Below are 24,935 nucleotides of genomic sequence, written 5' to 3'. Positions count from 1 at the left end.
GTGGTGGTCCAGCCTTTGATGTGGTGGACCTGGCTGTGGTAGGCGGGGGCGTCGCAGCCGGGTTTGGTGCAGCCGCGATCGCGGCCGTAGAGCATGATGCGTTGCGCGGGTGAGGCGATCCGTTTGGTGCTGTAGAGCGCCAGTGATTTGGCGTTGTCGAAGACCGCCAGGTAGTGGTGGGCGTGGCCGGCCCAGCGGATCACATCGGACATCGGGACCAGGGTGCCCCCGGCGGTCAGCGCTTTGCCGGCGGCGGCCTCCAAATCCTGCAGGGTGGTGGTCACGATGATCGACACCGGCAGCCCGTTGTGTCGACCCAGCTTCCCGGAGGCGAACAGCCCACGCAGCCCGGCCAGGAATGCGTCGTGGTTGCGCTGGGCCCCGGATCGGTTGTCGCGGCGCACGGCGTCGTCGTCGGGCGCCGCATCGACCACGGGTGTCTCATCGTCGGGGTTACATGCACCCGGGGCGCCCAGCTTGGCCAGCAGGGCTTCGACGGCGGCCCGCAGCTCCGGGGTGATCAGCCCGCTGATGGGTGACATCCCATCGAATTGCTGCGCGCCGAGGGTGATGCCGCGCTGGCGGGCCCGCTCAGCGTCGCTGAAGTCCCCGTCGGGGTGCAACAGGGCCATGAGGCGTTGGGCGTATTGGGCTAACTCATCGGGGCGATAGTCGCGGGCTTTGCCGGCCAGGTCGGCTTCGGCGTGCGCGCGGGTGAATACGTCGACGTGGGCGGGCAGTTGGGTGAAGAAGCTGCGGATCACCTTGATGTGCCCGTCACCGATGAGCCCCTGGCGTTGGCCGGCGGCAGTCGCGCCCAGGTGCGGCGGTAACGGCTCTCCGGTCAGTGCGCGGCGCTCACCGAGGTCCTCGGCCTCGTCGACGCGCCGGCCGGCCTCGGATTTGGTGATGCGTAACCGGTCGGCCAGCGCCGAGCGCAGCGTGCCGCCCAACTCGGCCTTGCTGGCTTGTGCCTCGAGTTGGTTGATCAACCCGTGCTGGGGTGCGCGCAGCCGGCGAGCCACCTTTTCGAGGCGCTCCAGGGCGCGTAACCGTTCCGGGGTGGTGAACACCTCAAAGGACAACGCGCACAACCGGTCCACAGCGTGATCGAGCGCGTCGAAGACTTCGACGATCTCCTCACGACTGCTCGCACCCATGCCCCCAACCTACGAACACCCACCGACAAAAACGCCCCCCTTGGGACCACTGAAACCACAGTGGCGCAAGTGATTTGGACGCGCCGCCGTGGTGCAACACTCACGAATCACTGGGGCCAATGAAACGAAAGTGGCCCGCCCAGGCTCATCGTCAGCGCGTGTCGACTGCTGCCGCGGGCTGGAACAGCTCCACGAAGTTGGCGGCGGGATCCAGCAGCAGGACCTGCTGCCCGCCCGGGCCGCTGAGGACGTCGTTGCGGAAACTCACACCGGCCGCCCGCACGTCGTCGACGAGATAGCGGACGCGCGCGAGCTCGGCGGGCGCTTCCATCAGAAATTCAGCCCCGAGTACATCACCCGGTTCGGATCGTACTTCTGCCGCACGGTCGTCAGCTGCGACAGATTCGAGCCGAAGTAGCGCGCCGCCGAGCTGTTCGCCTCCAGGTAGTTGACGTACCCGCCGACCGAAAACTGTTGCACCGCTTGGTGTGCGGAGTTCAGCCACTGGGTGGCGGCGGGCACCTGGTTGGCGGCGGGCTCGACGTACCACTGCAACAGCGCCGACTGCTTGCGCCACGGGAAGGCGGTGTCGCCGGGCGCCACGTCGCCGGCGGCGCCGTCCAGCGGGTCGACGAGCAGCGACGCTTTGCCGCCGGATGCCGGCCACTGCCCGATCGCCGTCGCAATGGCCTTGGCCGCAGCGGAATTCAGCGTGGAGATCACGTCGGAGCCCGCCACGAACCCGACGGGCGAGCCCGTCGAGCTGCCGCCGGCCAGGTAGGTCACCAGGTCCATGTGGCTCAGCGTCTTGTTCACCACCGCGGTCGGGGCGACGCCCACGGCGGATTTGATGGCGTCGACGACGCCGGGCCCGGCGCCCGCGGGGCAGGTGGCCAGCACATGGCAGTTCGGCTGGTTGCCGACCGAGAGATCGACTATCCCCCAGGTGTTTCGGTCCGCCGCGCTCAACCAGGACTGCCAGCCGACCAGCACCTGCACCGCCGACGCCGGCGGGAAGTCGAGCCGCACGACGTCGTTGTCAGCGGTCGGGAACGTCGCGAACGTCATCGACGTCGTCACCCCGAAATTGCCCCCGCCGCCACCGCGCAGCGCCCAGAACAGATCCGGGTGGTCGTTGGCCGACGCGGTGACCACGTCTCCGCTCGGCAGCACCACCGTGGCCGACTGCAGCGCGTCGCAGGTCAGGCCGGCGTGGCGGCAGTCGGCCCCCACCCCGCCGCCGAGGGCCAGCCCCGCGATCCCGATGGTCGGGTACGTCGCCGTGGGAATCGCGCGCCCCGAAGCGGCCAACGCTTGGTGCACCGCATACACGGTGGTGGCCGGCGTGACGGTGGCGTTGCCGGCGCCGTCGACGTTCACCCCACCGGGCAGCTTGCGCAGGTCGATCACCATCGCGCCGTTGGCGCTCGACGCGCCGATGTACGAGTGCCCGCCCCCACGCGGGGCAATCTTGAGCCCGTTCGCCGTCGCGAACGAGACGGCCTTCTGCACGTCCGACTGCGACGACACCGTGACGACCGCCGCCGGATTGGAGTTGTTGTAGAACGAATTGAAAACCTGTTTGCCCGAAGAGAATTGGGCGCCATTGGCGGGCAGCGCGACGCTCCCGCCGATCGAGGAGGCCAGGCCGCCCCAGCCTGCGGTGGGGTCGGCGGCCGCCCGCGCGGTGCCGAACACCGCCCCGGTCGCCAACATGCCGACGGCCCCGCGAAGAAAGCTCTGGCGCGAAATCTCATGGTCCAGCGGACGGCTGCGATTCGTCGTCATGAGCCGGATTCTGGTCCAATCGGCACCCGAAAATCCGGCCCCGCCGCGAGTGTCAGGTCACAGTGTGGCCTCGATCCGCCGGCGCCGACGCGGGGGCCTTTCGCCCCAATAAGCCACGTCAGGCGCACCACGCCCTTACAAAACGCTTATTGTGCAAAGCTTTATCGCACCGTGTTGTAAACGTGACAGTCATAGACCAGAGTTCCCTAAGTGACTGGAGTGCCCCAAGAGCATTCCTCGACAAGTGGGGAGGCTGGCATGAGGGCACTGGCGGCGGGAACTCAGCGGTGGATTTGGCTGTTTCGTCACCAGCCCCTGACCATTCGCCTTCTGGCCGGTGCCGCCGGCCTCCTCACCGTGGCCGCGGCGTTCGCCGCACCGGCCGAGGCGGACCCCTCGACCGACGACGCCTTCATCGACGCGCTGAACCACGCCGGCATCGACTTCGGCGAGCCGGGGAACGCGATGAAAGTGGGCGAGTCCATCTGCCCGATGCTCGCGCAGCCCGGGGGCAACTTCGCCGCCGCCGCGGCGAGCGTCACCAACCGCGGCATGTCACCGGGGATGGCCAAGATGTTCACCACCATCGCCATCCAGATGTACTGCCCCCAGGAGATGGCCAACATCGCCAGCGGCAACCCGACCGCCGGCATTCCCGGGGGCCTGCCGGGACTCGCCGGCGGCCTTCCCGGCGGCATCCCGGGCATCCATCAAATCCCGGGCATGCCCGGCGCCTAGCCGGCTGCCTAGCTAGCGCGTCCCCAACGGGTCGATGGTCGAGGCGATATAGACCATCGCCGCCGCGACGGTCGCGGTCGTGATGAAGTCGGTTCCCTTGCCGCGCACCACCAGCAGGCCGGCCCGGTCCTCGGACAACACCAACCGCAGGATCGCCGCGACGCCCACCCCGATGCCGATCAGCAGCGCCCCTCGACGCCAGAAGTTGGCCCCCGCCAACACAAATGCCGCGGCGAAGATCAGGCCGACCAACACGATCGGCCATTGCGCCCGCAGCGTCGCGCGCACCGGTTATTGCCGTCCCTCGGCCAGTTCGACGACGTTGGTCAACAGGAACGCGCGGGTGAGCGGGCCGACGCCCCCGGGATTCGGCGACACGTGGCCGGCCACCTCCCACACGTCCGGATGCACGTCGCCGACCAGGCCGCTCTCGGTGCGGCTGACGCCCACGTCGACGACGGCGGCGCCCGGACGCACCATGTCGGCGGTCAGCATGTGCGGCACGCCGACGGCGGCCACGATGATGTCGGCCTGCCTGGTCAGGGCGGCCAGGTCGCGAGTTCCGGTGTGGCACAACGTGACCGTGGCGTTCTCGGAGCGTCGGGTCAGCAGCAGCCCCAGCGGGCGGCCGACCGTCACGCCGCGGCCGATGATGACCACGTGCGCCCCGGCGATCTCGACGTCGTAGCGCCGCAGCAGGTGCACGATGCCGCGCGGCGTGCAGGGCAGCGGGGCCCGCTCCATCAGCACCAGGCGGCCCAGGTTGGTGGGGTGCAGGCCGTCGGCGTCCTTGCCGGGGTCGACGCGCTCGAGCGCCGCGTTCTCGTCGAGGTGCTTGGGCAGCGGCAGCTGCACGATGTAGCCGGTGCACTCCGGGTTGGCGTTGAGTTCGTCGATCGTGTCGTTGAGCTGGGCGGTGCTGATGTCGGCGGGCAGGTCGCGGCGGATCGACGTGATGCCGACCTTGGCGCAGTCCGCGTGCTTGCCGCGGACGTAGGCCTGCGATCCCGGGTCGTCGCCGACCAGGATGGTGCCCAGCCCGGGCGTGCGGCCCGACGCCGTCAGCGCGGCGACTCGTTGCTTGAGGTCGACGAAGATTTCGTCCCGGGTGGCCTTGCCGTCCAGCGTGATTGCGCCCACGCCTCACAGTCTGGCATGCCGCAGAGGTAGCCTCCTGGCATGTCTACCCCTCCAGACGTGCTGTCGCCGGCCAAGCTGGGCCCGATCACGCTGCGTAACCGCACCATCAAATCCGCCACCTTCGAGGCGCGCACGCCCAACGCCCTGGTGAGCGACGACCTGATCGAATACCACCGCCTGCCGGCGGCCGGCGGGGTCGGGATGACGACCGTCGCCTACTGCGCGGTCTCCCCCGGCGGCCGCACGGAGGGCAACGGGATCTGGATGCGCCCGGAGGTGGTGCCGGGGTTCCGGCGGCTCACCGACACCATCCACGCCGAGGGCGCCGCGGTGAGCGCGCAGATCGGGCATGCCGGTCCTGTCGCCAACGCCAAGTCCAACAAGGCCACCGCCCTGGCGCCGGTGCGGTTCTTCAACCCGATCGGGATGCGCTTCGCCAAGAAAGCCACCCGCGACGACATCGACGACGTCATCGAAGGGCATGTCAACGCGGTCCGGCTCGCGATCGAAGCCGGCTTCGACGCGGTCGAAATACATTTGGGCCACAACTATCTGGCGAGCGCGTTCCTGTCTCCGCTGATCAACCGCCGCACCGATGAATTCGGCGGGTCGCTGGAGAACCGGGCCAAGGTCGCCCGCGGGATCGTCATGGCCGTGCGGCGCGCGGTGGAAAAGGAGGGCACGCCGATCGCGGTCACCGCCAAGCTCAACATGTCCGACGGGGTGCGCGGCGGCATCAGTACCGAGGAGTCGCTGACCACCGCCAAGTGGCTGCAGGACGACGGCGGGCTGGACGCGATCGAGCTCACCGCGGGCAGCTCGCTGGTCAACCCGATGTACCTGTTCCGCGGCGACGCGCCGCTCAAGGAATTCGCCGGCGCCTTCAAGCCGCCGCTGCGCTGGGGCATGCGGATGACGGGCAAGAAATTCCTGCGCGAGTACCCCTACCGCGAGGCCTATTTATTGCGCGACGCCAAGCTGTTCCGCGCCGAGCTCACGATGCCGCTGATCCTGCTCGGCGGCATCACCAACCGGGAGACGATGGACCTCGCGATGGCGGAGGGATTCGATTTCGTCGCGATGGGCCGGGCGCTGCTGGCCGAGCCGGACCTGATCAATCGGATCGCGGCCGACGGCGCCGCCCACACCGTGCATTCGGCGTGCACGCACTGCAATCGCTGCATGCCGACGATCTACACCCGCACCCGCTGCGTGGTCACCGGCGCCCCGGACTCGGTCACTCAGCCCACGGGGTGAAAACAGCTGCACCCGCTACAGTTGTGGCGATGAGTGCACCAGCCCCGCCAGCGCTGACCGTTCGCCATGACGGGTCGGAGCGCACGTTCGCGGCGGGCCACGACGTGGTGGTCGGACGCGACCTGCGCGCCGACATGCGCATCACGCACCCGCTGATCTCGCGAGCCCATTTGTTGCTGCGCTTCGATCAAGGCCGCTGGCTGGCGATCGACAACGGCTCGCTCAACGGGACGTTCGTCAACGGCCGCCGCGTGCCGGTGGTGGACATCCACGACGGCCAAACCCTCAACATCGGCAATCCCGACGGGCCGCAGCTGACCTTCGAGGTGGGTCGCCACCAAGGGATGGCCGGGCGCCCGCCCCGCACCGAATCGATGGGCATACCGGTGGCGGCCCACGCGGGAACGGCGTGGGCGGCCTCGCAGCCGCCCGGCGCGCCCGTCGCCGCGCCGCCCGCTCCTCCCCCGCCCGGGCCGCCCGGCCGCACACCCAACTGGGCCCAGCCCTCGACGCGGCGGCCGCACCCGGGCCCGCCGCCGCCGGCGTACCCCCCGAGCGGCGGGCGGCCCCCCGCGTACCCGCCCAGCGCGCCGCCGCCACCCAATTTCCAGCCGCACCCGCAGATGTCCGCGCCGGCGGCCCCGCAGACCGAGATGTCGGCGAACCTGGCCAAGCCGCCGGAGGTCGCCAACCTGGCGACCAAGATGTTCCAGGCGCTGATGCCCGGCCGCTCCGGCGCGATGCCGAAGCCGAGCGGCGCGGTCACGATCGGCCGCGCCACCGACAACGACATCGTCATCCAGGACGTCCTGGCCTCGCGCCACCACGCGTTTTTGACCCAGACCCCGCTGGGCACCGAGATCCGCGACGCGCACAGCGTCAACGGGACCTTCGTCAACGGGGTGCGCGTCGGCTCGGCGGTGCTGACCGAGGGCGACGTGGTCACCATCGGCAACGTCGACCTGGTCTTCACCCGCGACACGCTGGTCCGTCGCACCGAGGCCGCCACGCGCACCGGCGGCCTGGAGGTCAACGGCGTCTGCTTCGAGGTCGACCACGGCAAGCAGCTGCTCGACCACATCTCGCTGACCGCCCGCCCCGGGACGCTGACCGCCATCATCGGTGGGTCCGGCGCCGGCAAGACCACGCTGTCGCGGCTGATCGCCGGCTACACCAGCCCGACCTCGGGCTCGGTGACCTTCGAGGGCCACAACATCCACGCCGAGTACGCGTCCATGCGCAGCCGGATCGGGATGGTCCCGCAGGACGACGTCGTGCACCGCCAGCTGACCGTCAGCCAGGCCCTCGGTTACGCCGCCGAGCTGCGGCTGCCCCCGGACACCAGCAAGGCCGACCGCGAACAGGTCGTCGCCCAGGTCCTCGAGGAACTGGAGCTGACCAAGCACGCCGACACCCGCGTCGACAAGCTCTCCGGCGGGCAGCGCAAGCGCGCGTCGGTGGCGCTCGAGCTGCTCACCGGGCCGTCGCTGCTGATCCTCGACGAGCCCACCACCGGCCTGGACCCGGCGCTGGACCGTCAGGTGATGATGATGCTGCGCCAGCTCGCCGACGCCGGGCGCGTGGTGCTGGTGGTCACCCACTCGGTGGCCTACCTGGACGTCTGCGATCAGCTGCTGCTGGTGGCGCCCGGCGGCAAGACCGCGTTCCTGGGGCCGCCCAGCCAGATCGGCGCGGCCATGGGCACCACCAACTGGGCCGACATCTTCGCCAAGGTGGGCGCCGACCCCGACGAGGCCAACCGCCGCTTCCTGGCCGAGAACCGGCCGCCGGAAATGGTGGCCCCGTCCGAGTCCAGCCCCGGCGACTTGGGCGAACCGGTGCACACCGACGTGCTGCGCCAGTTCTCCACGGTCGCGCGCCGCCAGGTGCGCCTGGTCATCTCCGACCGGGGCTACACGGTGTTCCTGGCGCTGCTGCCGTTCCTGATCGGTGTGCTCACCCTGACCGTCCGCGGCAAGACCGGGTACGGCATGGGCGACCCGGCGAGCAACTCGCCCAACCAGGCCGACCAGATCCTGGTCATGCTCACCGTGGGCGCCGTGTTCATGGGGACCGCGCTGACCATCCGCGACCTCGTCGGCGAGCGTCCCATCTTCAAGCGTGAGCAGGCCGTCGGCCTGTCGACCGCCTCGTACCTGGCCGCCAAGATCGCGGTGTTCAGCGTGTTTGCGATCATGCAGGCGGGCATCGCGACGTTGATCTCGGTGATCGGCTGGGGCCAGCCCATCGCCAAGGCCGTGATGCTGGGCAACGTCAGCTTCGAGCTGTTCTTCGACGTCGCCCTGACGTGCGTGGCCTCGGCGCTGTTGGGAATGGCGCTGTCGGCGATCGCCAAGTCCCAGGACCAGATCATGCCGTTCCTCGTGGTGGCCATCATGTCTCAGCTGGTGTTCTGCGGCGGTTTGATCTGGGTGACCAACCGTCCCGTGCTCGACCAGTTGTCGTGGTTCACGCCGGCCCGGTGGGGCTACGCCTCGGCGGCGTCGACGATCGACACCCACCGCCTGGTCGTCGGTCCGACCGACCCGAAGGACCAGCACTTCGACCACAAGGCGAGCGCCTGGCTGTTCGATGTCGGGATGCTCCTGGCGTTGTGCGTGTTCTACAGCGCCATCGTGTATTGGAAGATCCGGCTGAAGCGGCACGTGCCGACCCTCGCCGCTGCCAAGTCAAGGAAACGATTCGCGCGTCGATGACTCAGCCCGCGCAGCCAGTGCTGACGGTGCGGTCTCAGCGGTGGGAAGGTAACTTCGCGCCGGGCCGCGACGTGGTCGTCGGCAGCGACGTGCGCGCCGATCTGCGCGTGGCGCACCCGCTGGTCGCCCGCGCGCACCTGCTGCTGCGCTTCGACAAGGGCCGGTGGGTCGCCGTCGACAACCATTCGCTGAACGGGGTCTTTCTCAACGGCCAGCGGGTGCCCGCGGTCGACATCCAGGACGGGCAGAGCGTCAACATCGGCAAGCCCGACGGGCCGCTGATCACGTTCCACGTCGGGCAGCACCAGGGCACCGTCGGGCTGTTGCCGCCGACGGAGACGCTCCCGACGATCGTGGCGCCCAGCGGCCCCCTGCCGGTGCGTCCCCGCGGCCCCGCGCCGCGGCCGCCGGCGCCCTCGCGCGACGAAACGCCGCGCACCGACGCCATTCCGATCATCCCGCCGGGCGGGCCGGCCTCCCCGGCAGCGCAGGAGGAGAACCCGCCCACCCAGATCGGCGTGAGCGGCGAGATCGCCGAGTTTCCGACCACCAAGGTCAAGGCGCTGGGGTCCGGCAAGCTCGAGGCCCCGGTCACCGGCGCCGCCTGGATCGGGCGCTCGCTCGACAACGACGTCGTCGTCCACGACGTGCTGGCCTCGCGCCACCACGCGTTCTTGACGGCGACCCCCGTCGGCACCGAGATCCGCGACGCCCACAGCATCAACGGCACCTTCGTCAACGGGATCCGGGTGGGGTCCGCGGTGCTCGCCGAGGGCGACGTCGTCACGATCGGCAACGTCGACCTGGTGTTCACGGGCGGCATCCTGGTGCGCCGCCAGGAGGTGGCGGCCCGCACCGGCGGCCTGGAGGTGCGCGAGGTCAACTTCAGCATCGGCGACAAGAACCTGCTGGAACGCGTCTCGCTGACCGCCAGGCCCGGCACCCTGACCGCGATCATCGGCGGGTCCGGCGCCGGCAAGACCACGCTGTCGCGGCTGATCGCCGGGTACGCCACGCCGACCACCGGCTCGGTCACGTTCGAGGGGCACAACATCCACACCGAGTACGGGTCGCTGCGCACCAGGATCGGGATGGTCCCCCAGGACGACGTGGTGCACCGCCAGTTGACGGTCAACCAGGCGCTGGGCTACGCCGCCGAACTGCGGCTGCCGCCGGACACCAGCAAGGCCGACCGCGCGCAGGTCGTCGCCCAGGTGCTCGACGAGCTGGGCTTGACCAAGCACGGCGACACCCGCGTCGACAAGCTGTCCGGCGGCCAGCGCAAGCGGGCCTCGGTCGCGCTCGAGCTGCTCACCGGGCCGTCGCTGCTGATCCTCGACGAGCCCACCTCCGGCCTGGACCCGGCGCTGGACCTGCAGGTGATGACGATGCTGCGCCAGCTCGCCGACGCCGGCCGCGTGGTGCTGGTGGTCACCCACTCGCTGACCTATCTCGACGTCTGCGACCAGGTGCTGCTGATGGCGCCCGGCGGCAAGACCGCCTACCTGGGCCCGCCGGACCAGATCGGCGGCGCGATGGGCACCACCAACTGGGCCCAGATCTTCGCGAAGGTGGGCGCCGACCCGGACGAGGCCAACCGCCGCTTCCTGGCCCAGAACAAGCCCCCGCCACCGGTGGAGTCGGCCCCGGCCGACCTCGGCGCCCCGGCGCACACCAGCGTGCGCCACCAGTTCTCCACGATCGCGCGGCGGCAGGTCCGGCTGGTGGTTTCCGACCGCGCCTACTTCGTGTTCCTGGCGCTGTTGCCCTTCGTCCTGGGCGCGCTGTCGCTGACCGTCCCGGGCAACACCGGGTTCGGCATCGCCTCTCCGACCAGCGGCACACCCGACGAATCCGCGCAGATCCTGACCTTGACGTCGGTCGCCGCCGTCTTCATGGGCACCGCGCTGACGATCCGCGACCTGATCGGCGAGCGGGCCATCTTCCGGCGCGAACAGGCGGTGGGCCTGTCGACGGGCGCCTACCTGGCCGCGAAGCTGGCGGTGTTCTGCGTGTTCGCGGTCGTGCAGGCCGCCATCGTGACGGTCATCGTGCTGGTGGGCAAGGGCGCGCCGACGCAGCCGGCGGTGCTGCTCGGCAACCCGAGCTTCGAGCTGTTCGTGACGATCGCCGCGATGTGTGTGGCCTCCGCGGTGCTCGGGTTGGTGCTGTCGTCGCTCGCGCGCTCCAGCGAGCAGATCATGCCGCTGCTGGTGGTGTCGCTGATGCTGCAGCTGGTGCTCGCCGGCGGCATGGTCCCGGTGACCGGCCGGATCTTTCTCGACCAGCTGTCCTGGCTGCTGCCCTCCCGCTGGGGCTACGCGGCGTCGGCGTCCACGGTCAATGTGCGGCTGCTGGTGCCCGGTTCGCTGGTGCAGCAGGACAGCCACTGGGCGCACACGCCCGCCGCGTGGCTGCTCGACATGGGGATGCTCGTCGCGCTGTCGGTGCTCTATGCCGCGATCGTGCGGTGGCGCATCCGGCTCAGGCGCTAATCCTGCGCGTCCAGGCGCAACCCGTGCGCCAGCGCGAACGCCACCGCCTGGCCGACGTCGACGCGCGCGCCCGCCAGCGACGCGCTGCGCCACACCGACGGGTCCACGGTGGCGCCCCGCAGGTCGGCGTCGTCCATCCGGGTGCCCGTCGTCCGCACGCCGGACAGGTCGGCGCCGCGCAGCACGGCCTTGCGCAGGTCGGCCTCCACCAGGCTGGTCTCCCGCAGCCGGCACCCGCTCAGGTCGAGCCCGCGCAGGTCGTTGCCGCCGAGCACCGCCAGCGTGAAATCCACCTCGTCGAAGGTCATCGGGCGCATCCGGCATCCCACGAAGACCGAGCCCAGCATGCTGCACTGCGCAAACATGCTGTGCCACAGCAAAGTTCGTTCGAAGGTGCAGTTGCGAAAGGCCGACCCGCGGTGGTGCGACTCGGCCAGGTTGACGCCGCTGAAGTCGCAGTCGCTGAACACCGTCCGCTCGGTGCGCAGCCGGCTGAGGTCGTCGTCGCGAAAGTCCGTGCCGGTGAACTCGCGGTCGACCCAGTGCTGCAACGCGGGGTCAGCTCGCGGCCAGGGTTTGCAGGGCGTACTCGCTGACGGCGATGAGCGCGTCCCTCGCCGAGCGGCGGTCGCGGGCGTCGACCGTGATCACCGGGATGTGCCGGGGCAGCGTCAGCGCCTCGCGCACCGCCTCGACGGGATAGCGTGGGGCGCCGTCGAATTCGTTGACCGCGATCAGAAACGGCAGGTTGCGGTGCTCGAAGAAGTCGACCGCGGCGAAGCTGTCCTGCAGGCGCCGGCAGTCGACCAGGACGATCGCGCCGATCGCGCCGCGCACCAGGTCGTCCCACATGAACCAGAAGCGGCGCTGACCCGGGGTCCCGAACAGGTAGAGCACCAGCTCCTCGTCCAGGGTGATGCGGCCGAAGTCCATCGCGACCGTGGTGGTCTTCTTGTCCGGGGTGGCCTCGAGCGCGTCGACGCCGGTCGACGCGTCGGTCAGCATCGCCTCGGTGCGCAACGGCATGATCTCCGAGACGGCCCCGACGAACGTGGTCTTGCCGACACCGAACCCGCCCGCGACGACGATCTTCGTCGAAGCGTGTCCGCTGGCGGGGTGCGCGTCAGAGTGCTCGAAGACCACGCAGTGTCCTTCCTATGAGTTCATGGCGCTCATCGCGGCTGGAGCGCTCGGTCAGCGTTCTATGCACCCGAAGGTAGCCGGACAGCACGAGATCGCCGACCAGGACGCGCGCGACACCGACCGGTAAATCCAGCCGGGCCGAAATTTCCGCGACAGACGGGCTTTCCACGCACAGTTGGATGATTTTGCCTCTCGCATCGTTGGGCGGCCACCGGTGGGCCAGGCCGGCCTGCAGCGTCTGCACCGGCGCTTCCAGCGGAAGGTCGACGTTGGTGTCGGTCCGGCCCGACGTCAGCGTGTACGGACGGACCAGGTTCGCCTCACGGGAGGCTGGCCAGGGTTCGCGTCTGTCCATCGCGACTCACGAGTGCGTGGCGGACCGGCGGCTGGACTGCACCACACCGCCCACCCGTTCGACGAGGATCGCCATCTCGTAGCCGATCTGGCCGATGTCGCAGGACGTCACGGCCAGCGTGGCCAGATGCGAGCCGTCGCCGACCCGCATCAGCAACAGGTAGCCGTTCTGCATCTCGACCACCGACTGCAGCACCTGGCCGCCCTCGAACAGCTGCGCGGCGCCGGTCGCCAGGCTGGCCAGCCCCGACGCGACCGCGGCCAGCTGATCGGCGCGTTCCCGCGGCAGGTGCTCGCTGGCGGCGACGGGCAGCCCGTCGACCGACACCAGCAGCGCGTGCGCCACCCCGGGGACCTCGCGGGCGAACTTCGTCACCAGCCAGTCCAGCGAGTTGCCAGCAGACGTCATTCCTGATCAGATCCTTCACTCGTCTCGCGGGCGTGCGACCGTCCCGTGCGCACGCCACCGAAATGGCTGCTGAACGAGGCCCGCACCGCCTCGGGATCCCGCGCCGCGGCGTGGGACCCGACCAGCGAGCCCTGGTCCGCGTCCTGCTCGTCGTCCTCGGTGCCGCCGGCCCCGTTGGCCGTGCCCGGCACCAGCCGGGCGCCCGGCTTGCGGACCGGCAGCCCGTGCTCGGTTTGCGCCTCGACGGGCTTGTCCTCGGCCGCGGCGGCCAGCGACCAGCCGCGGTCCCACACCGACTGCCAATCCAGGTCCGGGCTGTTCACCAGGTCGTGCGGGTCGCCCAGCATCTCCGCCAGCATCCGACGGTAGATGACATCGTCGTCGGCCGGGGCCTGGGGAGCGGTGGGGGCCTTGGGAATCGTCGGTATCGACGGGGCCGCCGGCGCGTCGCCGCCGCCCTGGTTGGTCTGGGAACGCGCGGCGAAGAACGCCGACGTGTCCGACGCCACCGCGGGTCTGGCCGGCGGCTGGTCCGGCCGCTCCGGCCGGTCCGGCCGCTCCGGCTGGTCCGGCTGCGGCTCGGCCTGTTGCCCGGCCTCCCACCACGGGGTGGGCAGCTCGCGGCGGTGTCGCCGGGGCAGCTGCGCGGCGGGCGCCTCGGGAGGTTCGGGAGGGGCCGCCGAGACGTCCGCGATGCCGCTGGAACCGGGGTTGCGCCGCGGCAGCAGCGTGACCGACGGGCCCGTCGCCTCGGCGCCGTTCTGGTTCGCCGGCTGGTGCGCGGGCTCGCCCCCGGGGTCGGTCGTGGCGATGGCATTGGCGAGTTGGGTGCTCGGCGACGCCACGGCGCCGGCCCGGCCCCGCGGCTCGGCCGGCTGGTCCGCCCCCGCGAGCACCGTCGGCGGGAGGTAGACCTCGGCGGTGGTGCCGGCGCCCGCCTCGTCGGCCGCCGGGCCGCGCAGCCCGACCCGGATGCCGTGCCGGGCGGCGATGCGGCCCACGACGAACAGGCCCATGTGGCGGGCGTTGTCGGGGGTGACGTCGCCGCCGGCGTGCAGCCGCATGTTGGCCATGCGCCGGTCGGCGTCGTTCATGCCCAGGCCGGAGTCGGAGATCCGCAGCATGACGCCGCCGTCGCCGCCGCGCGCAGCCGACACCCGGACGGTCGTGGTGGGCGGCGAATAACGCAGGGCGTTGTCGATCAGCTCGGCGAACAGGTGAATGGCGCCGCCGGCCGCCGCGCCGGCCAGCATGCAGTCGGGCAGGCCGGTCAGCTCGACCCGCCGGTAGTCCTCGACCTCGGACACTGCGGCGTTGATCACCGTCGTCAGCGGCACGGGCTCGCGCTGGTCGCGCGCCAGCTGCGCGCCCGCGAGCACCAGCAGGTTGGCGCTGTTGCGGCGCAGCCGCGCCGCCAGGTGGTCCAGCCGGAACAGGCTGTCGAGGCGCTCGGGATCCTCCTCGTTGCGCTCCAGCCGGTCGATCAGCGTGAGCTGCTGGTCGACCAGCGAGCGGTTGCGCCGCGACATCGTCTCGAACATGTCGTTGACCAGCAGCCGCAGCCGCGCCTCGTCGCCGGCCAGCAGCAGGGCCTGCGTGTGCAGCTCGTCGACCGCGTGGGCCACCTGGCCGATCTCCTCGGTGGTGTACACCGGCAGCGGCTGCGGGATGGGTTCGGCGCCGCCGGCCTTGACGCGGGCCACCTCGTCCTCGAGGTCGCGGTGGGCGACCCTGAGCGCGCCGTCGCGCAGGACGCGCAGCGGCCGCACCAGCGCGCGCGCCACCAGCAACACGACCAGCAGGGCGATCACGATGGCGGCCAGCACCAGCACGGTGTCCCGGATCGCGGAGGTGCGGCGATCGTTCGCCTCGGCCTGCACCGACTTGGTGACGGACGCCGTGGCGTCGCTGACGACCTGTTCGGCGATGCCGTCGGTGGTCTGGATCGAGCGCAGCAGCTCGGGGTTGTCGACGAGCACGCTGGCCGGGTCCGACATGATCGCCATCCGGGTGACCATTTGCTGCTGCAGCGTCTTGGCCTCGGGCGAGCCGGCGCGCAGCACCTCGCTCATGCCGAATAGCGTCGACGGCTCGGTGCCGGCCAGGGCCATCATCGAGGTCCGCAGCTGCGGCTCGGGCAGGTCGGACCCGCGGGTCACCAGGATCTCCTGCATCGTCATCTGCCCGCGGGCGCCGACGGCGCGGCTCAGGCCCTGCGCCTCGGCGCGGATCCGCTCGTTGCTCACGCGCACCGACGCGTTGATGACGTCCTCGGCGGTCAGCAGGAGCGGGGCGTAGGTGGTGACCCGGTCCCGCAAACCGATGCTGTTGTCGGCCACCTTGTCCAGCAGCCCCTGCCCGCCGTTCAGCAGGGTGCCCAACCCGGACCGGACGTCGGGGGTGACGTCGGTGTCCGCCAGCCGCTGTTGCAGCTCGTGCTTGCGCGCGTCGTAGTTTTTCCGGGCGCCGTCGACGTCGCGCCCGGTGGAGCTGGCCAGCAGCGCGACATCGAGCGCCGACATGTACTTGGTGATCGCCGGCAGCACGTCGGCGCGCGCGGCGGCGAGCTTGAGGCCGCCGGCGCTGGCCATCGCGTCCTTGATGCGCATCCCGCCGAACGCCGTCGCCAAAATCAGCGGGACCAGCACGATCGCCAGGACCTTGTAGCGGACGGGCCAGTTGCTCGGCGACCAGGCCGGCGGGCGTTTGGCCCGCGCCGCGCCGGGAGCCGGGGCGTCGTCGAACTCGGGTGTGGCCGCCTCGGCCGCGTGGGCCGGGCGGGTGAACATGGTCACGTGCGTGCGGCCGCGCGGCCGGCCGCTGCGCCGGTCGTGGGCGCTCCGTGAAACGAGAGACTCATGAGACTTCCTGCTTTTTCGCCTGCCACGCGCAGAGGGACGCGAGAAATAAACGCCTGGCAATTCGACGAGTATGACAGCCCGCCGCCGAGGTCTCCACAATTCCTACTGAGTAGGCAGAGCCCTCCAAGGTTGGCCGGTGCACGGGGATGCAAGTCTGGCAAACACATTGGCTTTGTCGGGATCCATCCGGACGGGTCGGCCCCGGCGCGTGGGACCTAAGCCGGCCGAAGCACCGCGACGAGGAAATCGGACTCATCGGTGAACGGTCGCAGATCCCAGGTGGACAACAGCAGATCTTGCGTGAACCCGGCATGGGCCGCGTCGTCGAGAAACTGGCCGAACTCGTACCCGCGGCCGGCGCCGAGGCCGATCACCGCTCGCCCGCCGTCTCCGAGGTGCGCACGCAGCCGCCTCAGCACCGGGACTCGGGTACTCGGGGCAAGGAACGCCATCACGTTGCCGGCCGACACGATGACGTCGAACGGCTCGGCGATGCCGCGCGCGGAAAGGTCGAGTTCGGCGAGGTCGCCGACGAGCCAGCGCGGCCCGGGATGGTCGTGCTCGGCTGCCTCGATGAGCACCGGGTCGACGTCGACACCGACCACCCGGTGACCGGCCGCGGCCAGATAACCGCCCAACCGGCCGGGACCGCAACCGGCGTCGAGGATGTGGGCGCCGCGCGGCACCATCGCGTCCACGAGGCGGGCCTCGCCGAGCAGGTCGTCGCCGGCGCGGGCCATGGCCCGGAAGCGCTCGACATACCAGTGCGAGTGTCCGGGATCCGCTGCCACCTTCTGCATCCAGATGCTCTGCTCGGCCATGCCAGCATTATCCAAGCGAAGACCGCGGGCAGGATGGCGTGTGTGTTCAAGGTGCTGTTCTATTCACCGCGCATCGCGCCCAACACCGGCAACGCCATTCGGACGGCGGCCGCGACCGGCGCCGAACTGCACCTGGTCGAGCCGCTGGGCTTCGACCTGTCCGAACCCAAGCTCCGGCGGGCCGGCCTGGACTATCACGACCTCGCGTCGGTCACCGTGCACCCGTCGCTGCCGGCCGCCTGGGAGGCGCTGGCGCCGGGGCGGGTTTTTGCGTTCACCGCGCACGCGACCACGCCGTTCGCCGACGTCGACTACGCGGCGGGCGACGTGTTGATGTTCGGGCCCGAACCCGACGGGCTGGACGCGGCGACCCTGGCCGACGCGCACATCACCCGCCAGGTGCGGATCCCGATGCTGGCGGGCCGGCGCTCGCTGAACCTGTCCAACGCGGCCGCGGTCGCCGTCTACGAGGCGTGGCGCCAGCACGGCTACGCCGGGGCGGTGTGACGCGATGAGTCCAGGACCGCCCACGAGTCAGCCTTGATATGGCTACCTTCATCACGATCGGTTACGGGGACGCGGCCGGGTACGACCGCGTGAGCGACGACTGCAAAGAGGCCGCCCACGCGCGCGACGACGCGTTGCGCGCGGCCGGGGCGCTCATCGGGATCGCCGGCCGCCCGGTTCAGGTGCGCAATCCGGACGGCTCCGGCGTGCGGACCGAGCCCGGGCCGTACCTGCGGTCAGGGCTGCCCGTCGCCGGGTTCGCCGTGCTGGAGGCCGAGGACCTGCCTTCGGCGATCGAGCGGGTGAGCCAGACGCCGTGTGCCGTCGCGCACGGGGTCGTCGAAGTCTGGCCGCTGAAGTGACTTACCAGGCGTTCCAGTGGGTGAGCTGCTCGGCCGGCAGCCGCTTGGCCGGGCGGAAGTCGGTGCCCTTGGTGTAGGCGATCGGGAACAGGCCGCCCTGGCTGTATTTGTCGTACGGGATGCCGAGGACCTCGGCGGCCTGCTTCTCCCCGTCGCGCAGCAGGTGCAGCGTCGTCCAGCACGAGCCCAGGCCCCGCGAGCGCAGCGCCAGGCAGAAGCTCCAGACCGCCGGGAACAGCGACGCCCAGAACGACACCCCTCCGAGCGGCGACTTGTCCTCGCGGCCTTCGATGCAGGGAATCATCAGCACGGGCGCCTCGTGCATGTGCTCGGCGAGGTAGGTGGCGGAGTCGCGCACCTTGCCCATCCGCTCGCCGCGGGTGTCGCCCTCGGCGTATTGGGCTCCGGGCGCGCTGAGGTAGCCGCGCGCGTTGGACAGGTAGATGTCGCCGAGCGCCTTCTTCTTGTCGGCGTCCTCGACGAACACCCACTGCCAGCCCTGCGAGTTGGAACCCGTCGGCGCCTGCAGGGCCAGGTCGAGGCATTCCATCAGGACGTCGCGCCCCACCGGCTTGTCGAAGTCGAGGCGCTTGCGGACCGAGCGGGTGGTGGTGAGGACTTCGTCGACGGACAAGTTGAGGGTCATGTGTGGAGACTACCTTTGGCTTCATGACAGTCGAACTGACACAAGAGGTTTCCAACAGGCTCATCGCCGACCACTACGGGTGGCTGACGACGGTGGCGAAGTCGGGGCAGCCGGTCCCGCGACTCGTCTGGTTCTACTTCGACGGGGCCACGCTGACGGTCTACTCGACGCCACAGGCCGCCAAGGTCGGCCACGTCAAGGCGCACCCCAAGGTCAGCCTGAACCTCGACTCGGACGGCAACGGCGGCGGCATCATCGTGGTGGGCGGTGTCGCCACGGTGGACGCCACCGACGTCGACTGCCGCGACGACGAGCCGTACTGGAACAAGTACCGCGACGACGCCGAGAGGTTCGGCCTGACCGAGGCGATGGGCTCTTACAGCACCCGGCTTTCCATCACGCCCACGCGGGTGTGGACCACGCCGACGGGCTAGCGAGCCGACCGCCTCGCCGAAAGTGAAGCCACTGCGAAAATTTCGCCGAAATCTCGCGGTAGTTTCACACTCGGCGAAGGCTTCCTAGCGGAAGTCGCGCGAGCGCGAGCCGACCGCCAGCGTGATGCGGCCCAGCCGCTCGGCCACGACGGTGACGGCGCCGCTGGCGTTTTGCACCTGGCCGCGCACCAGCAGCGCCGGCGCCGTGTTGGCCAGCTTGCGGTGCCGCGCCCACACCCCCGGCGTGCAGAGCACGTTGACCATGCCGGTCTCGTCCTCGAGGTTGAGAAACGTCACCCCCTGGGCCGTGCCGGGCCGCTGCCGGTGGGTCACCGCGCCGGCGATCAGCACGCGGTCGCCGTCGGGCACGTCAAGCAGCGCCTCGGCGGGCACCACACCCATCGCGTCGAGGTCCTCGCGCAGGAACTGCGTCGGGTAGCTGTCCGGGGAGATGCCGGTGGCCCACACGTCGGCGGCGGCCAGCTCCAGCTCGCTCATCCCCGGCAGCGACGGGATGTGTGACGACGAGCCCACCCCGGGCAGCCGGTCCGGGCGCTGGGTGGCGGCCGCCCCGGCCGCCCACAACCCCTCGCGCCGGGACATCCCGAAGCAGCCGAGCGCCCCGGCCGTGGCCAGCGCCTCGGTCTGCGGCACGGACAGCTGCAGCCGGGTGGTCAGGTCCAGCAGGGATGCGAAGGGGCCGTGGGTCTTTCGCTCGTCGACCAGCCGCTCGGCCAGGTCGTCGCCGATGTGGCGGACGGCACCCAGGCCGAGCCGGACCTCCGTCCCTTCGTTCTCGAGGGTGGCGTGCGCCAGGCTGGCGTTGACGTCCGGGCCGTGCACCGCCACGCCGTGCCGGCGCGCGTCGGCCACCAGCGACTGCGGCGAGTAGAAGCCCATCGGCTGCGCGCGCAGCAGCGCCGCGCAGAACGCCGCCGGGTGATGCAGCTTGAACCACGACGAGTAGAACACCAGCGACGCGAAGGACAGCGCGTGGCTTTCGGGGAAGCCGAAATTGGCGAAGGCCTCCAGCTTTTCGTAGGTCCGGTCGATCACCTCGTCGGTGGCGCCGTGCAGCGCGCGCATGCCCTCGTAGAACCGGCCGCGCAGCCGCCGCATCCGTTCGGTCGAACGCTTGGAGCCCATGGCGCGCCGCAGCTGGTCGGCCTCGGCGGCGGAAAAGCCGGCGCAGTCGACCGCGAGCTGCATCAGCTGCTCCTGAAACAGCGGCACCCCCAGCGTCTTTCGCAACGCCGGCTCCATGGACGGGTGGTCGTAGACCACCGGGTCGACGCCGTTGCGCCGCCGGATGTAGGGGTGCACCGATCCGCCCTGGATGGGCCCGGGGCGGATCAGCGCGACCTCCACCACCAGGTCGTAGAACACCCGCGGCTTCAATCTGGGCAAGGTGGCCATCTGCGCCCGCGACTCCACCTGGAACACGCCGACGGAATCGGCGCGGCACAGCATCTCGTAGACCGCCGGCTCGGAGAGGTCCAGGCGGGCCAGGTCCACCTCGATGCCCTTGTGCTCGGCCACCAGGTCGATGGCGTAGTGCAGCGCGCTGAGCATGCCCAGCCCGAGCAGGTCGAATTTCACCAAACCGATTGCGGCGCAGTCGTCCTTGTCCCATTGCAGCACGCTGCGGTTCTCCATGCGCGCCCACTCCACCGGGCAGACGTCGGCGATCGGCCGGTCGCAGATCACCATGCCGCCGGAATGGATGCCCATGTGCCGCGGCAGGTTCCGGATCTGGGTGGCCAGGTCGATCACCTGCTCCGGGATGTCCTCGATGTCCGGCGAGTCGGCCAGCCCGTTCCAGTGGCTGATCTGCTTGCTCCACGCGTCCTGCTGCCCCTGCGAAAAGCCCAGGGCGCGGGCCATGTCGCGCACCGCGATCCGGCCCCGGTAGGTGATGACGTTGGCGACCTGGGCGGCGTAGTCGCGGCCGTAGCGGTCGTAGACGTACTGGATGACCTTTTCGCGCTGGTCGGACTCGATGTCCATGTCGATGTCGGGCGGCCCGTCGCGGGCGGGCGACAGGAAGCGCTCGAACAACAGCTCGTTGGCCACCGGGTCCACCGCGGTGACGCCCAGGGCGTAGCAGACCGCGGAGTTGGCCGCCGATCCCCGGCCCTGGCACAGGATGTTGTTCTCGCGGCAGAACCGGGCGATGTCGTGCACCACCAGGAAATAGCCCGGAAACGTCAGGTGCGCAATGACTTCCAGCTCGTGCTCGATCTGGGCGTAGGCGCGCGGCGCGCTGTCGACGGGCCCGTAGCGGTCGCGCGCGCCGGCCATCGTGAGGTGCCGCAGCCAGCTGTCCTCGGTGTGCCCGTCGGGCACGTCGAACGGCGGCAGCTGCGGCGCGATGAGCGCCAGCCCGAACGCGCACTGCTCGCCGAGCTCCGCGGCGGCCGACACCGCGTCGGGCCGCTGCCCGAACAGCCGGGCCATCTCCTCCCCGGACCGCAGGTGCGCCCCGCCCAGCGGGGCCAGCCACCCGGCGGCGGCATCCAGGGACTGCCGGGCCCGGATGGCGCCCATCGCCATGGCCAGCCGGCCGCGCGACGGGTGGGCGAAATGCGCCCCGGTGGTGGCGACGACGCCGACGCCGAAGCGCGGCGCCAGCGCGGCCAGCGCCGCGTTGCGTTCGTCGTCGAGCGGGTGACCGTGCCGGGTCAGCTCGACGCTGACCCGGTCCGGCCCGAACCGGTCCACCAGGTCGGCCAGCGCCCGCTGCGCCGCGTCGGGGCCCCCGTCGACGAGCGCTTGGCGCACATGGCCTTTCCGGCACCCGGTCAGGATGTGCCAGTGCCCGCCGGCGGCCTCGGTCAGCGCGTCGAGGTCGTAGCGCGGCTTGCCCTTCTCCCCGCCGGCCAGGTGCGCGGCGGCCAGTTGCCGCGACAGCCGCCGGTAGCCCTCCGGCCCGCGGGCCAGCACCAGCAGGTGCGGGCCGGGCGGGTCCGGCGTCTCGGTGCGCGCTCCCGGCCCCAGCGACAACTCGGCGCCGAACACGGTGTTCAGCTCGAGTTCGGCGGCGGCCTCGGCGAACCGCACCGCCCCGTACAGGCCGTCGTGGTCGGTGAGCGCCAGGGCGCGCAGGCCCAGTCGGGAAGCCTCCTCCACCAACTCCTCGGGCGTGCTGGCGCCGTCGAGGAAGCTGAACGCCGAATGCGCATGCAACTCGGCATACGCGACGGACGAGCGGGCCGCCCGGGTGTCGTCGGGTGGCCGGTACGTCCCCCGCTTGCGCGACAGCGGGGCGTCCTCCGGGGGTTCCGCCGGCGCGCCGGCATGGCGCGGCTTGCCGTCGAGCACCCGCTCCATCTCCGCCCAGCTCGGCGGCCCGTTGAACCAGCCCACCTTCCCGAGTCTACTCGAATGTATGTTCGATTAAACCCCGGCTCATGACAACGGTTGTTAAACGGATCTTCAACTCCTAAACAAGGTCTTAACGCTGCGGAGCTACCGCACGGCGGGCGCCGCACAGATACTGGTACGAGGGAAGAAACGACGGCGGGACTGAGCATGGCGCAAGCGAAGGCACTGGACACGGCTTACCTCAAGGCTCAGGATCCCGAGCAGCACGCGAGCCTGGCTATCGGCGCGGTCGCCATCGTCGACGGCCCCGCTCCCGATGACACGCTGCTGAAAGAGCTTCTGGCCGAACGGTTTCGGTCGATACCTCGCTGCACGCAGGTGCTGCGGGCGCAGGACTTCGAGTGGATCGACGGTCCGGAATTCGACGTCGCCCGTCACCTGCGCCGGGTGGCGATCCCGCGCCCGGGCGACGACACCCAGCTGTCCCAGGCCATCGCCTTCGCCCTGGAGCGCCCCCTCGACCTGAACCGCCCGCCGTGGGAGTGCTGGGTCATCGAGGGCCTGACGGGCAACCGGTGGGCGATCCTGATGAAGGCCCACCACGACGTCGCCGACGGCAACTCGGCCGCCCGGCTGCTCACCAGGCTCTGCGACGACGCCGGCACCGAGGCCTTCGCCGACGACGTTGTCGCCCAACGGGTTTCGGCGGCGCCGCGACCCGGCTGGGCCGACGCCCTGGGCCGGGCCGCGGCGGTGGCCGGCACGCTGGTCGGGGCGATGTGGCCGGCGGAGCGGCTGCCGGCCCATCCGGTCATGCGGCGCTACGGCACGGTGCGAGTCCCCGCCGCCGACGTGGACCAGGTGTGCCGCAAGTTCGGCGTCACCGTCAACGACGTTGCGCTGGCGGCCATCACCGAGGGCTTCCGGCGGGTCCTGCTGCGCCGCGGCGAGGAGCCGCGCGCGGACTCGCTGCGGACCCTGGTGCCGCTGTGGGGCGAGCCCGCGCGTTCGGCCGTGCTGCCGTACCTACCGGTCGAGCACGAGGATCCGGTCCAGCAGCTGCGCACGGTGCACAGCCGGTGGAAGGTCCAGAAGCGCGAGCCCGGCCTCGTGGAAGCGGCGCTGAACTGCCTGCCGGCGCTGGTGCGCAGCAACGTGTTACAGCTGCTGGCCCGGCTGCCGCACGCCGGCCTGGTGACGCTGGGCACCCACACGCCCGGGCCGCGCCAGCAGCTGCGGCTGATGGGCCAGACGATGGAACGCCTGCTGCCCATCCCCCCGACCGCCGTGCGGCTGAGCACCGGGGTCGCGGTGCTCAGCTACGGCGACGACGTGGTGTTCGGGATCACCGCCGAATACGACGCCGCGGCCGACGTCAAGGAGCTGGCGGCCGGCATCGAGCTGGGCATGGCGCGGATGGTGGCGCTCAGCGGAGATTCGGTGTTGCTGTTCGGCAAGGACCACCGGCGCAGGCGCGCGGCCCGCAGGCATCCGAGCCAGGCGCGACCGGCGCACCCCTCGGCGCGCTATTGACCCGGGGCCGGCGGTGGCCGGCACCGTGAGAGGGTTGGTGCATGCCGGTCACCATCGACCCGCGCCGCCATGACGCGGCGCTGTTCGACCCCGCATTGCGCGACGCGCCGGGGCTGGCCGGGCGACTCCGCGACGCCGGCGTGGGCGTCTTCGAGTGGGGCGCCGACGACCCGGGCGTTCGGCCGGGCCGAGCCGCCGTCGTGACCGGCGACCCGGAAGTCGTTCGGGCGGCGCGCGACCACGGCTTCGCGTTGGTCATCGGCGTCGGCTCCCCGGACGCACTGCGGCGTTGCGGCGCCGACGCGGTGGTCGCCGACGCGAACCAGGTCGCGGTGCGGACCGGGGACCGCCGGATGTCCCAGCTGCCCGACGCGCGAGAGGCCCTGGGCCCCTTGGCCGACGGCCGCCCCGCGGTGTTCTACGACTTCGACGGCACCCTGTCGGACATCGTCGACGATCCCGACGCGGCCCGGCCCGTCGCCGGGGCGGTCGAGGCCCTGCAGAAGCTGGCCGCGCAGTGCCCGGTGGCGGTGCTGTCCGGCCGCGACCTCGCCGACGTGACGAAGCGTCTCGGCGTGCCCGGCATCTGGTACGCCGGCAGCCACGGCTTCGAGCTGACCGCGCCCGACGGCACCCACCACCAGAACGAGGACGCGGCGGCGGCCGTGCCGGTGCTGGAGCAGGCGGCCGCCGAACTACGCGATCGGCTGGGCTCGATTCCCGGTGTTGTGGTGGAGCACAAGCGTTTCGGGGTGGCGGTGCACTACCGCAACGCGGCCCGGGACCGCGTCGGCGAGGTGGCCGCCGCGGTGCGCGCGGCGGGTCGCCGCGACGCGCTCCGGGTGACCACCGGCCGCGAGGTCATCGAGCTGCGCCCGGACATGGACTGGGACAAGGGGAAGACCCTGCGCTGGGTGATCGAGCACCTGAGCGGGGCCAGCTCCGGCCCGCTGGTGCCGGTCTATGTCGGCGACGACATCACCGACGAGGACGCGTTCGACGCGATCAGCGACGACGGCGTCCCGATCCTGGTGCGGCACAACGAGGACGGTGACCGCGCCACCGCCGCGCGGTTCGCGCTGGACACCCCGGCGCAGGCGGCCGAGTTCACCGACCGGCTGGCCCGGCGGCTCGGGGAGGCCCGCGCGGATTAGTTTGGGACCGTTGGCCATTGAATCGCTGGCGTTCCCTGCCTGTGGGCTGTGAGCTCCGCGAAACCCTGCCATCCGGTACGAAGCCACGCTAA

Annotated in this window: 22 protein-coding genes; 9 read left to right on the top strand and 13 right to left on the bottom strand. The window is 70.9% G+C overall.

Annotated features, from left to right (window positions below; translation table 11 throughout):
• From AWB89_RS01135 to AWB89_RS01125, 3 genes are all read right to left on the bottom strand, one after another.
• The coding region (locus AWB89_RS01135; RefSeq protein ID WP_085171197.1) for an HNH endonuclease signature motif containing protein at positions 1-1,160 on the bottom strand (1,160 nt) is incomplete at its 3' end.
• A 151-nt stretch (positions 1,161-1,311) separates the two neighbouring features.
• Entirely contained in the window at positions 1,312-1,491 is a 180-nt protein-coding gene (locus AWB89_RS26820; protein WP_085243959.1) for a hypothetical protein, read from the bottom strand.
• Positions 1,491-2,924, bottom strand: coding sequence for an FAD-dependent oxidoreductase (locus AWB89_RS01125; protein ID WP_193791098.1), 1,434 nt, complete (start codon positions 2,922-2,924; stop codon positions 1,491-1,493). The genes AWB89_RS26820 and AWB89_RS01125 overlap by 1 nt, the downstream gene beginning before the upstream one ends.
• 282 nt (positions 2,925-3,206) lie before the next feature.
• On the opposite strand from AWB89_RS01125, the gene AWB89_RS01120 reads away from it, so the two are divergent.
• Positions 3,207-3,686, top strand: a complete 480-nt coding sequence (locus tag AWB89_RS01120; RefSeq protein WP_085096266.1) for a DUF732 domain-containing protein — start codon at positions 3,207-3,209, stop codon at positions 3,684-3,686.
• Between the two features lie 12 nt (positions 3,687-3,698).
• On the opposite strand, the gene AWB89_RS01115 is transcribed toward AWB89_RS01120, so the two are convergent.
• Positions 3,699-3,974: a DUF3017 domain-containing protein gene (locus tag AWB89_RS01115; protein WP_085096268.1), complete on the bottom strand. Its 276-nt coding sequence runs from the start codon at positions 3,972-3,974 to the stop codon at positions 3,699-3,701.
• A 3-nt stretch (positions 3,975-3,977) separates the two neighbouring features.
• Positions 3,978-4,826: a bifunctional methylenetetrahydrofolate dehydrogenase/methenyltetrahydrofolate cyclohydrolase gene (locus AWB89_RS01110; protein WP_085171195.1), complete on the bottom strand. Its 849-nt coding sequence runs from the start codon at positions 4,824-4,826 to the stop codon at positions 3,978-3,980.
• A gap of 39 nt (positions 4,827-4,865) precedes the next feature.
• Here AWB89_RS01110 and AWB89_RS01105 point away from each other — a divergent pair, with 39 nt between their 5' ends.
• Genes AWB89_RS01105 through AWB89_RS01095 form a run of 3 tightly spaced genes read left to right on the top strand, consistent with a single transcriptional unit; the run spans position 4,866 to position 11,295 of the window.
• Positions 4,866-6,083 (top strand): NADH:flavin oxidoreductase, encoded by a 1,218-nt coding sequence (locus AWB89_RS01105; RefSeq protein WP_085171194.1) that lies wholly within the window; start codon positions 4,866-4,868, stop codon positions 6,081-6,083.
• Between the two features lie 29 nt (positions 6,084-6,112).
• Positions 6,113-8,800 (top strand): FHA domain-containing protein, encoded by a 2,688-nt coding sequence (locus tag AWB89_RS01100; RefSeq protein ID WP_085096274.1) that lies wholly within the window; start codon positions 6,113-6,115, stop codon positions 8,798-8,800.
• Positions 8,797-11,295 carry an ATP-binding cassette domain-containing protein gene (locus AWB89_RS01095; RefSeq protein WP_085171193.1) on the top strand — a complete coding sequence of 833 codons (2,499 nt, stop codon included), beginning with the start codon at positions 8,797-8,799 and terminating at the stop codon, positions 11,293-11,295. Before AWB89_RS01100 ends, AWB89_RS01095 begins: the two co-directional genes overlap by 4 nt.
• Here the strand turns inward: AWB89_RS01095 and AWB89_RS01090 are convergent.
• The 6 genes from AWB89_RS01090 to AWB89_RS01065 form a co-directional block, all read right to left on the bottom strand.
• Positions 11,292-11,846 carry a pentapeptide repeat-containing protein gene (locus AWB89_RS01090; protein ID WP_085171192.1) on the bottom strand — a complete coding sequence of 185 codons (555 nt, stop codon included), beginning with the start codon at positions 11,844-11,846 and terminating at the stop codon, positions 11,292-11,294. The two genes, AWB89_RS01095 and AWB89_RS01090, sit on opposite strands and share 4 nt — an antisense overlap.
• Before the next feature lie 7 nt (positions 11,847-11,853).
• Positions 11,854-12,438, bottom strand: a complete 585-nt coding sequence (locus AWB89_RS01085) for a GTP-binding protein (RefSeq protein ID WP_085171191.1) — start codon at positions 12,436-12,438, stop codon at positions 11,854-11,856.
• Positions 12,419-12,793: a DUF742 domain-containing protein gene (locus AWB89_RS01080; RefSeq protein WP_085096282.1), complete on the bottom strand. Its 375-nt coding sequence runs from the start codon at positions 12,791-12,793 to the stop codon at positions 12,419-12,421. Before AWB89_RS01080 ends, AWB89_RS01085 begins: the two co-directional genes overlap by 20 nt.
• Positions 12,794-12,799: 6 nt before the next feature.
• A complete protein-coding gene (locus AWB89_RS01075) occupies positions 12,800-13,201 on the bottom strand; it encodes a serine protease inhibitor (protein ID WP_085096284.1) in 402 nt (133 codons plus the stop codon).
• A complete protein-coding gene (locus tag AWB89_RS01070) occupies positions 13,198-15,990 on the bottom strand; it encodes a sensor histidine kinase (RefSeq protein ID WP_085171209.1) in 2,793 nt (930 codons plus the stop codon). The genes AWB89_RS01075 and AWB89_RS01070 overlap by 4 nt, the downstream gene beginning before the upstream one ends.
• Before the next feature lie 287 nt (positions 15,991-16,277).
• Positions 16,278-16,883 (bottom strand): class I SAM-dependent methyltransferase, encoded by a 606-nt coding sequence (locus AWB89_RS01065; protein ID WP_085171190.1) that lies wholly within the window; start codon positions 16,881-16,883, stop codon positions 16,278-16,280.
• 42 nt (positions 16,884-16,925) lie between these two features.
• Between AWB89_RS01065 and AWB89_RS01060 the strand changes: the two genes are divergently transcribed.
• Both AWB89_RS01060 and AWB89_RS01055 read left to right on the top strand, forming a co-directional pair.
• The gene (locus tag AWB89_RS01060; protein WP_085171208.1) at positions 16,926-17,390 is read left to right on the top strand and encodes a tRNA (cytidine(34)-2'-O)-methyltransferase; all 465 of its coding nucleotides are present in this window, start codon (positions 16,926-16,928) and stop codon (positions 17,388-17,390) included.
• A 38-nt stretch (positions 17,391-17,428) separates the two neighbouring features.
• Positions 17,429-17,752: a YciI family protein gene (locus tag AWB89_RS01055; protein WP_085171189.1), complete on the top strand. Its 324-nt coding sequence runs from the start codon at positions 17,429-17,431 to the stop codon at positions 17,750-17,752.
• Between the two features lies 1 nt (position 17,753).
• Here AWB89_RS01055 and AWB89_RS01050 read toward each other — a convergent pair whose 3' ends face one another.
• Entirely contained in the window at positions 17,754-18,398 is a 645-nt protein-coding gene (locus AWB89_RS01050) for a nitroreductase family protein (RefSeq protein WP_085096289.1), read from the bottom strand.
• A gap of 23 nt (positions 18,399-18,421) precedes the next feature.
• Here AWB89_RS01050 and AWB89_RS01045 point away from each other — a divergent pair, with 23 nt between their 5' ends.
• Entirely contained in the window at positions 18,422-18,832 is a 411-nt protein-coding gene (locus tag AWB89_RS01045) for a TIGR03667 family PPOX class F420-dependent oxidoreductase (RefSeq protein WP_085171207.1), read from the top strand.
• An 84-nt stretch (positions 18,833-18,916) separates the two neighbouring features.
• Here the strand turns inward: AWB89_RS01045 and AWB89_RS01040 are convergent, their stop codons facing one another.
• Positions 18,917-22,198, bottom strand: coding sequence for an error-prone DNA polymerase (locus AWB89_RS01040; RefSeq protein ID WP_085171188.1), 3,282 nt, complete (start codon positions 22,196-22,198; stop codon positions 18,917-18,919).
• 165 nt (positions 22,199-22,363) lie between these two features.
• Here AWB89_RS01040 and AWB89_RS01035 point away from each other — a divergent pair, with 165 nt between their 5' ends.
• Positions 22,364-23,689, top strand: a complete 1,326-nt coding sequence (locus tag AWB89_RS01035) for a wax ester/triacylglycerol synthase domain-containing protein (RefSeq protein WP_085171187.1) — start codon at positions 22,364-22,366, stop codon at positions 23,687-23,689.
• A gap of 41 nt (positions 23,690-23,730) precedes the next feature.
• Positions 23,731-24,843: a trehalose-phosphatase gene (otsB, locus tag AWB89_RS01030; RefSeq protein WP_085171186.1), complete on the top strand. Its 1,113-nt coding sequence runs from the start codon at positions 23,731-23,733 to the stop codon at positions 24,841-24,843.
• Positions 24,844-24,935: the final 92 nt, after the last annotated feature.

This window comes from Mycobacterium paraense, from assembly GCF_002101815.1.
Taxonomy (GTDB): domain Bacteria; phylum Actinomycetota; class Actinomycetes; order Mycobacteriales; family Mycobacteriaceae; genus Mycobacterium; species Mycobacterium paraense.
The sequence above is the reverse complement of the archived record's forward strand: the minus strand, read 5'-3'. Positions and strand labels throughout refer to the sequence as shown.

What these genes read in the sequence shown, in the direction of transcription:
- AWB89_RS26820 (WP_085243959.1), bottom strand. Translation starts at nt 1,491, where the DNA reads ATGGAAGCGCCCGCCGAGCTCGCGCGCGTCCGCTATCTCGTCGACGAC.
- AWB89_RS01120 (WP_085096266.1), top strand. Translation starts at nt 3,207, where the DNA reads ATGAGGGCACTGGCGGCGGGAACTCAGCGGTGGATTTGGCTGTTTCGT.
- AWB89_RS01105 (WP_085171194.1), top strand. Translation starts at nt 4,866, where the DNA reads ATGTCTACCCCTCCAGACGTGCTGTCGCCGGCCAAGCTGGGCCCGATC.
- AWB89_RS01100 (WP_085096274.1), top strand. Translation starts at nt 6,113, where the DNA reads ATGAGTGCACCAGCCCCGCCAGCGCTGACCGTTCGCCATGACGGGTCG.
- AWB89_RS01095 (WP_085171193.1), top strand. Translation starts at nt 8,797, where the DNA reads ATGACTCAGCCCGCGCAGCCAGTGCTGACGGTGCGGTCTCAGCGGTGG.
- AWB89_RS01080 (WP_085096282.1), bottom strand. Translation starts at nt 12,793, where the DNA reads ATGGACAGACGCGAACCCTGGCCAGCCTCCCGTGAGGCGAACCTGGTC.
- AWB89_RS01075 (WP_085096284.1), bottom strand. Translation starts at nt 13,201, where the DNA reads ATGACGTCTGCTGGCAACTCGCTGGACTGGCTGGTGACGAAGTTCGCC.
- AWB89_RS01070 (WP_085171209.1), bottom strand. Translation starts at nt 15,990, where the DNA reads ATGTTCACCCGCCCGGCCCACGCGGCCGAGGCGGCCACACCCGAGTTC.
- AWB89_RS01065 (WP_085171190.1), bottom strand. Translation starts at nt 16,883, where the DNA reads ATGGCCGAGCAGAGCATCTGGATGCAGAAGGTGGCAGCGGATCCCGGA.
- AWB89_RS01055 (WP_085171189.1), top strand. Translation starts at nt 17,429, where the DNA reads ATGGCTACCTTCATCACGATCGGTTACGGGGACGCGGCCGGGTACGAC.
- AWB89_RS01050 (WP_085096289.1), bottom strand. Translation starts at nt 18,398, where the DNA reads ATGACCCTCAACTTGTCCGTCGACGAAGTCCTCACCACCACCCGCTCG.
- AWB89_RS01045 (WP_085171207.1), top strand. Translation starts at nt 18,422, where the DNA reads ATGACAGTCGAACTGACACAAGAGGTTTCCAACAGGCTCATCGCCGAC.
- AWB89_RS01035 (WP_085171187.1), top strand. Translation starts at nt 22,364, where the DNA reads ATGGCGCAAGCGAAGGCACTGGACACGGCTTACCTCAAGGCTCAGGAT.
- otsB (WP_085171186.1), top strand. Translation starts at nt 23,731, where the DNA reads ATGCCGGTCACCATCGACCCGCGCCGCCATGACGCGGCGCTGTTCGAC.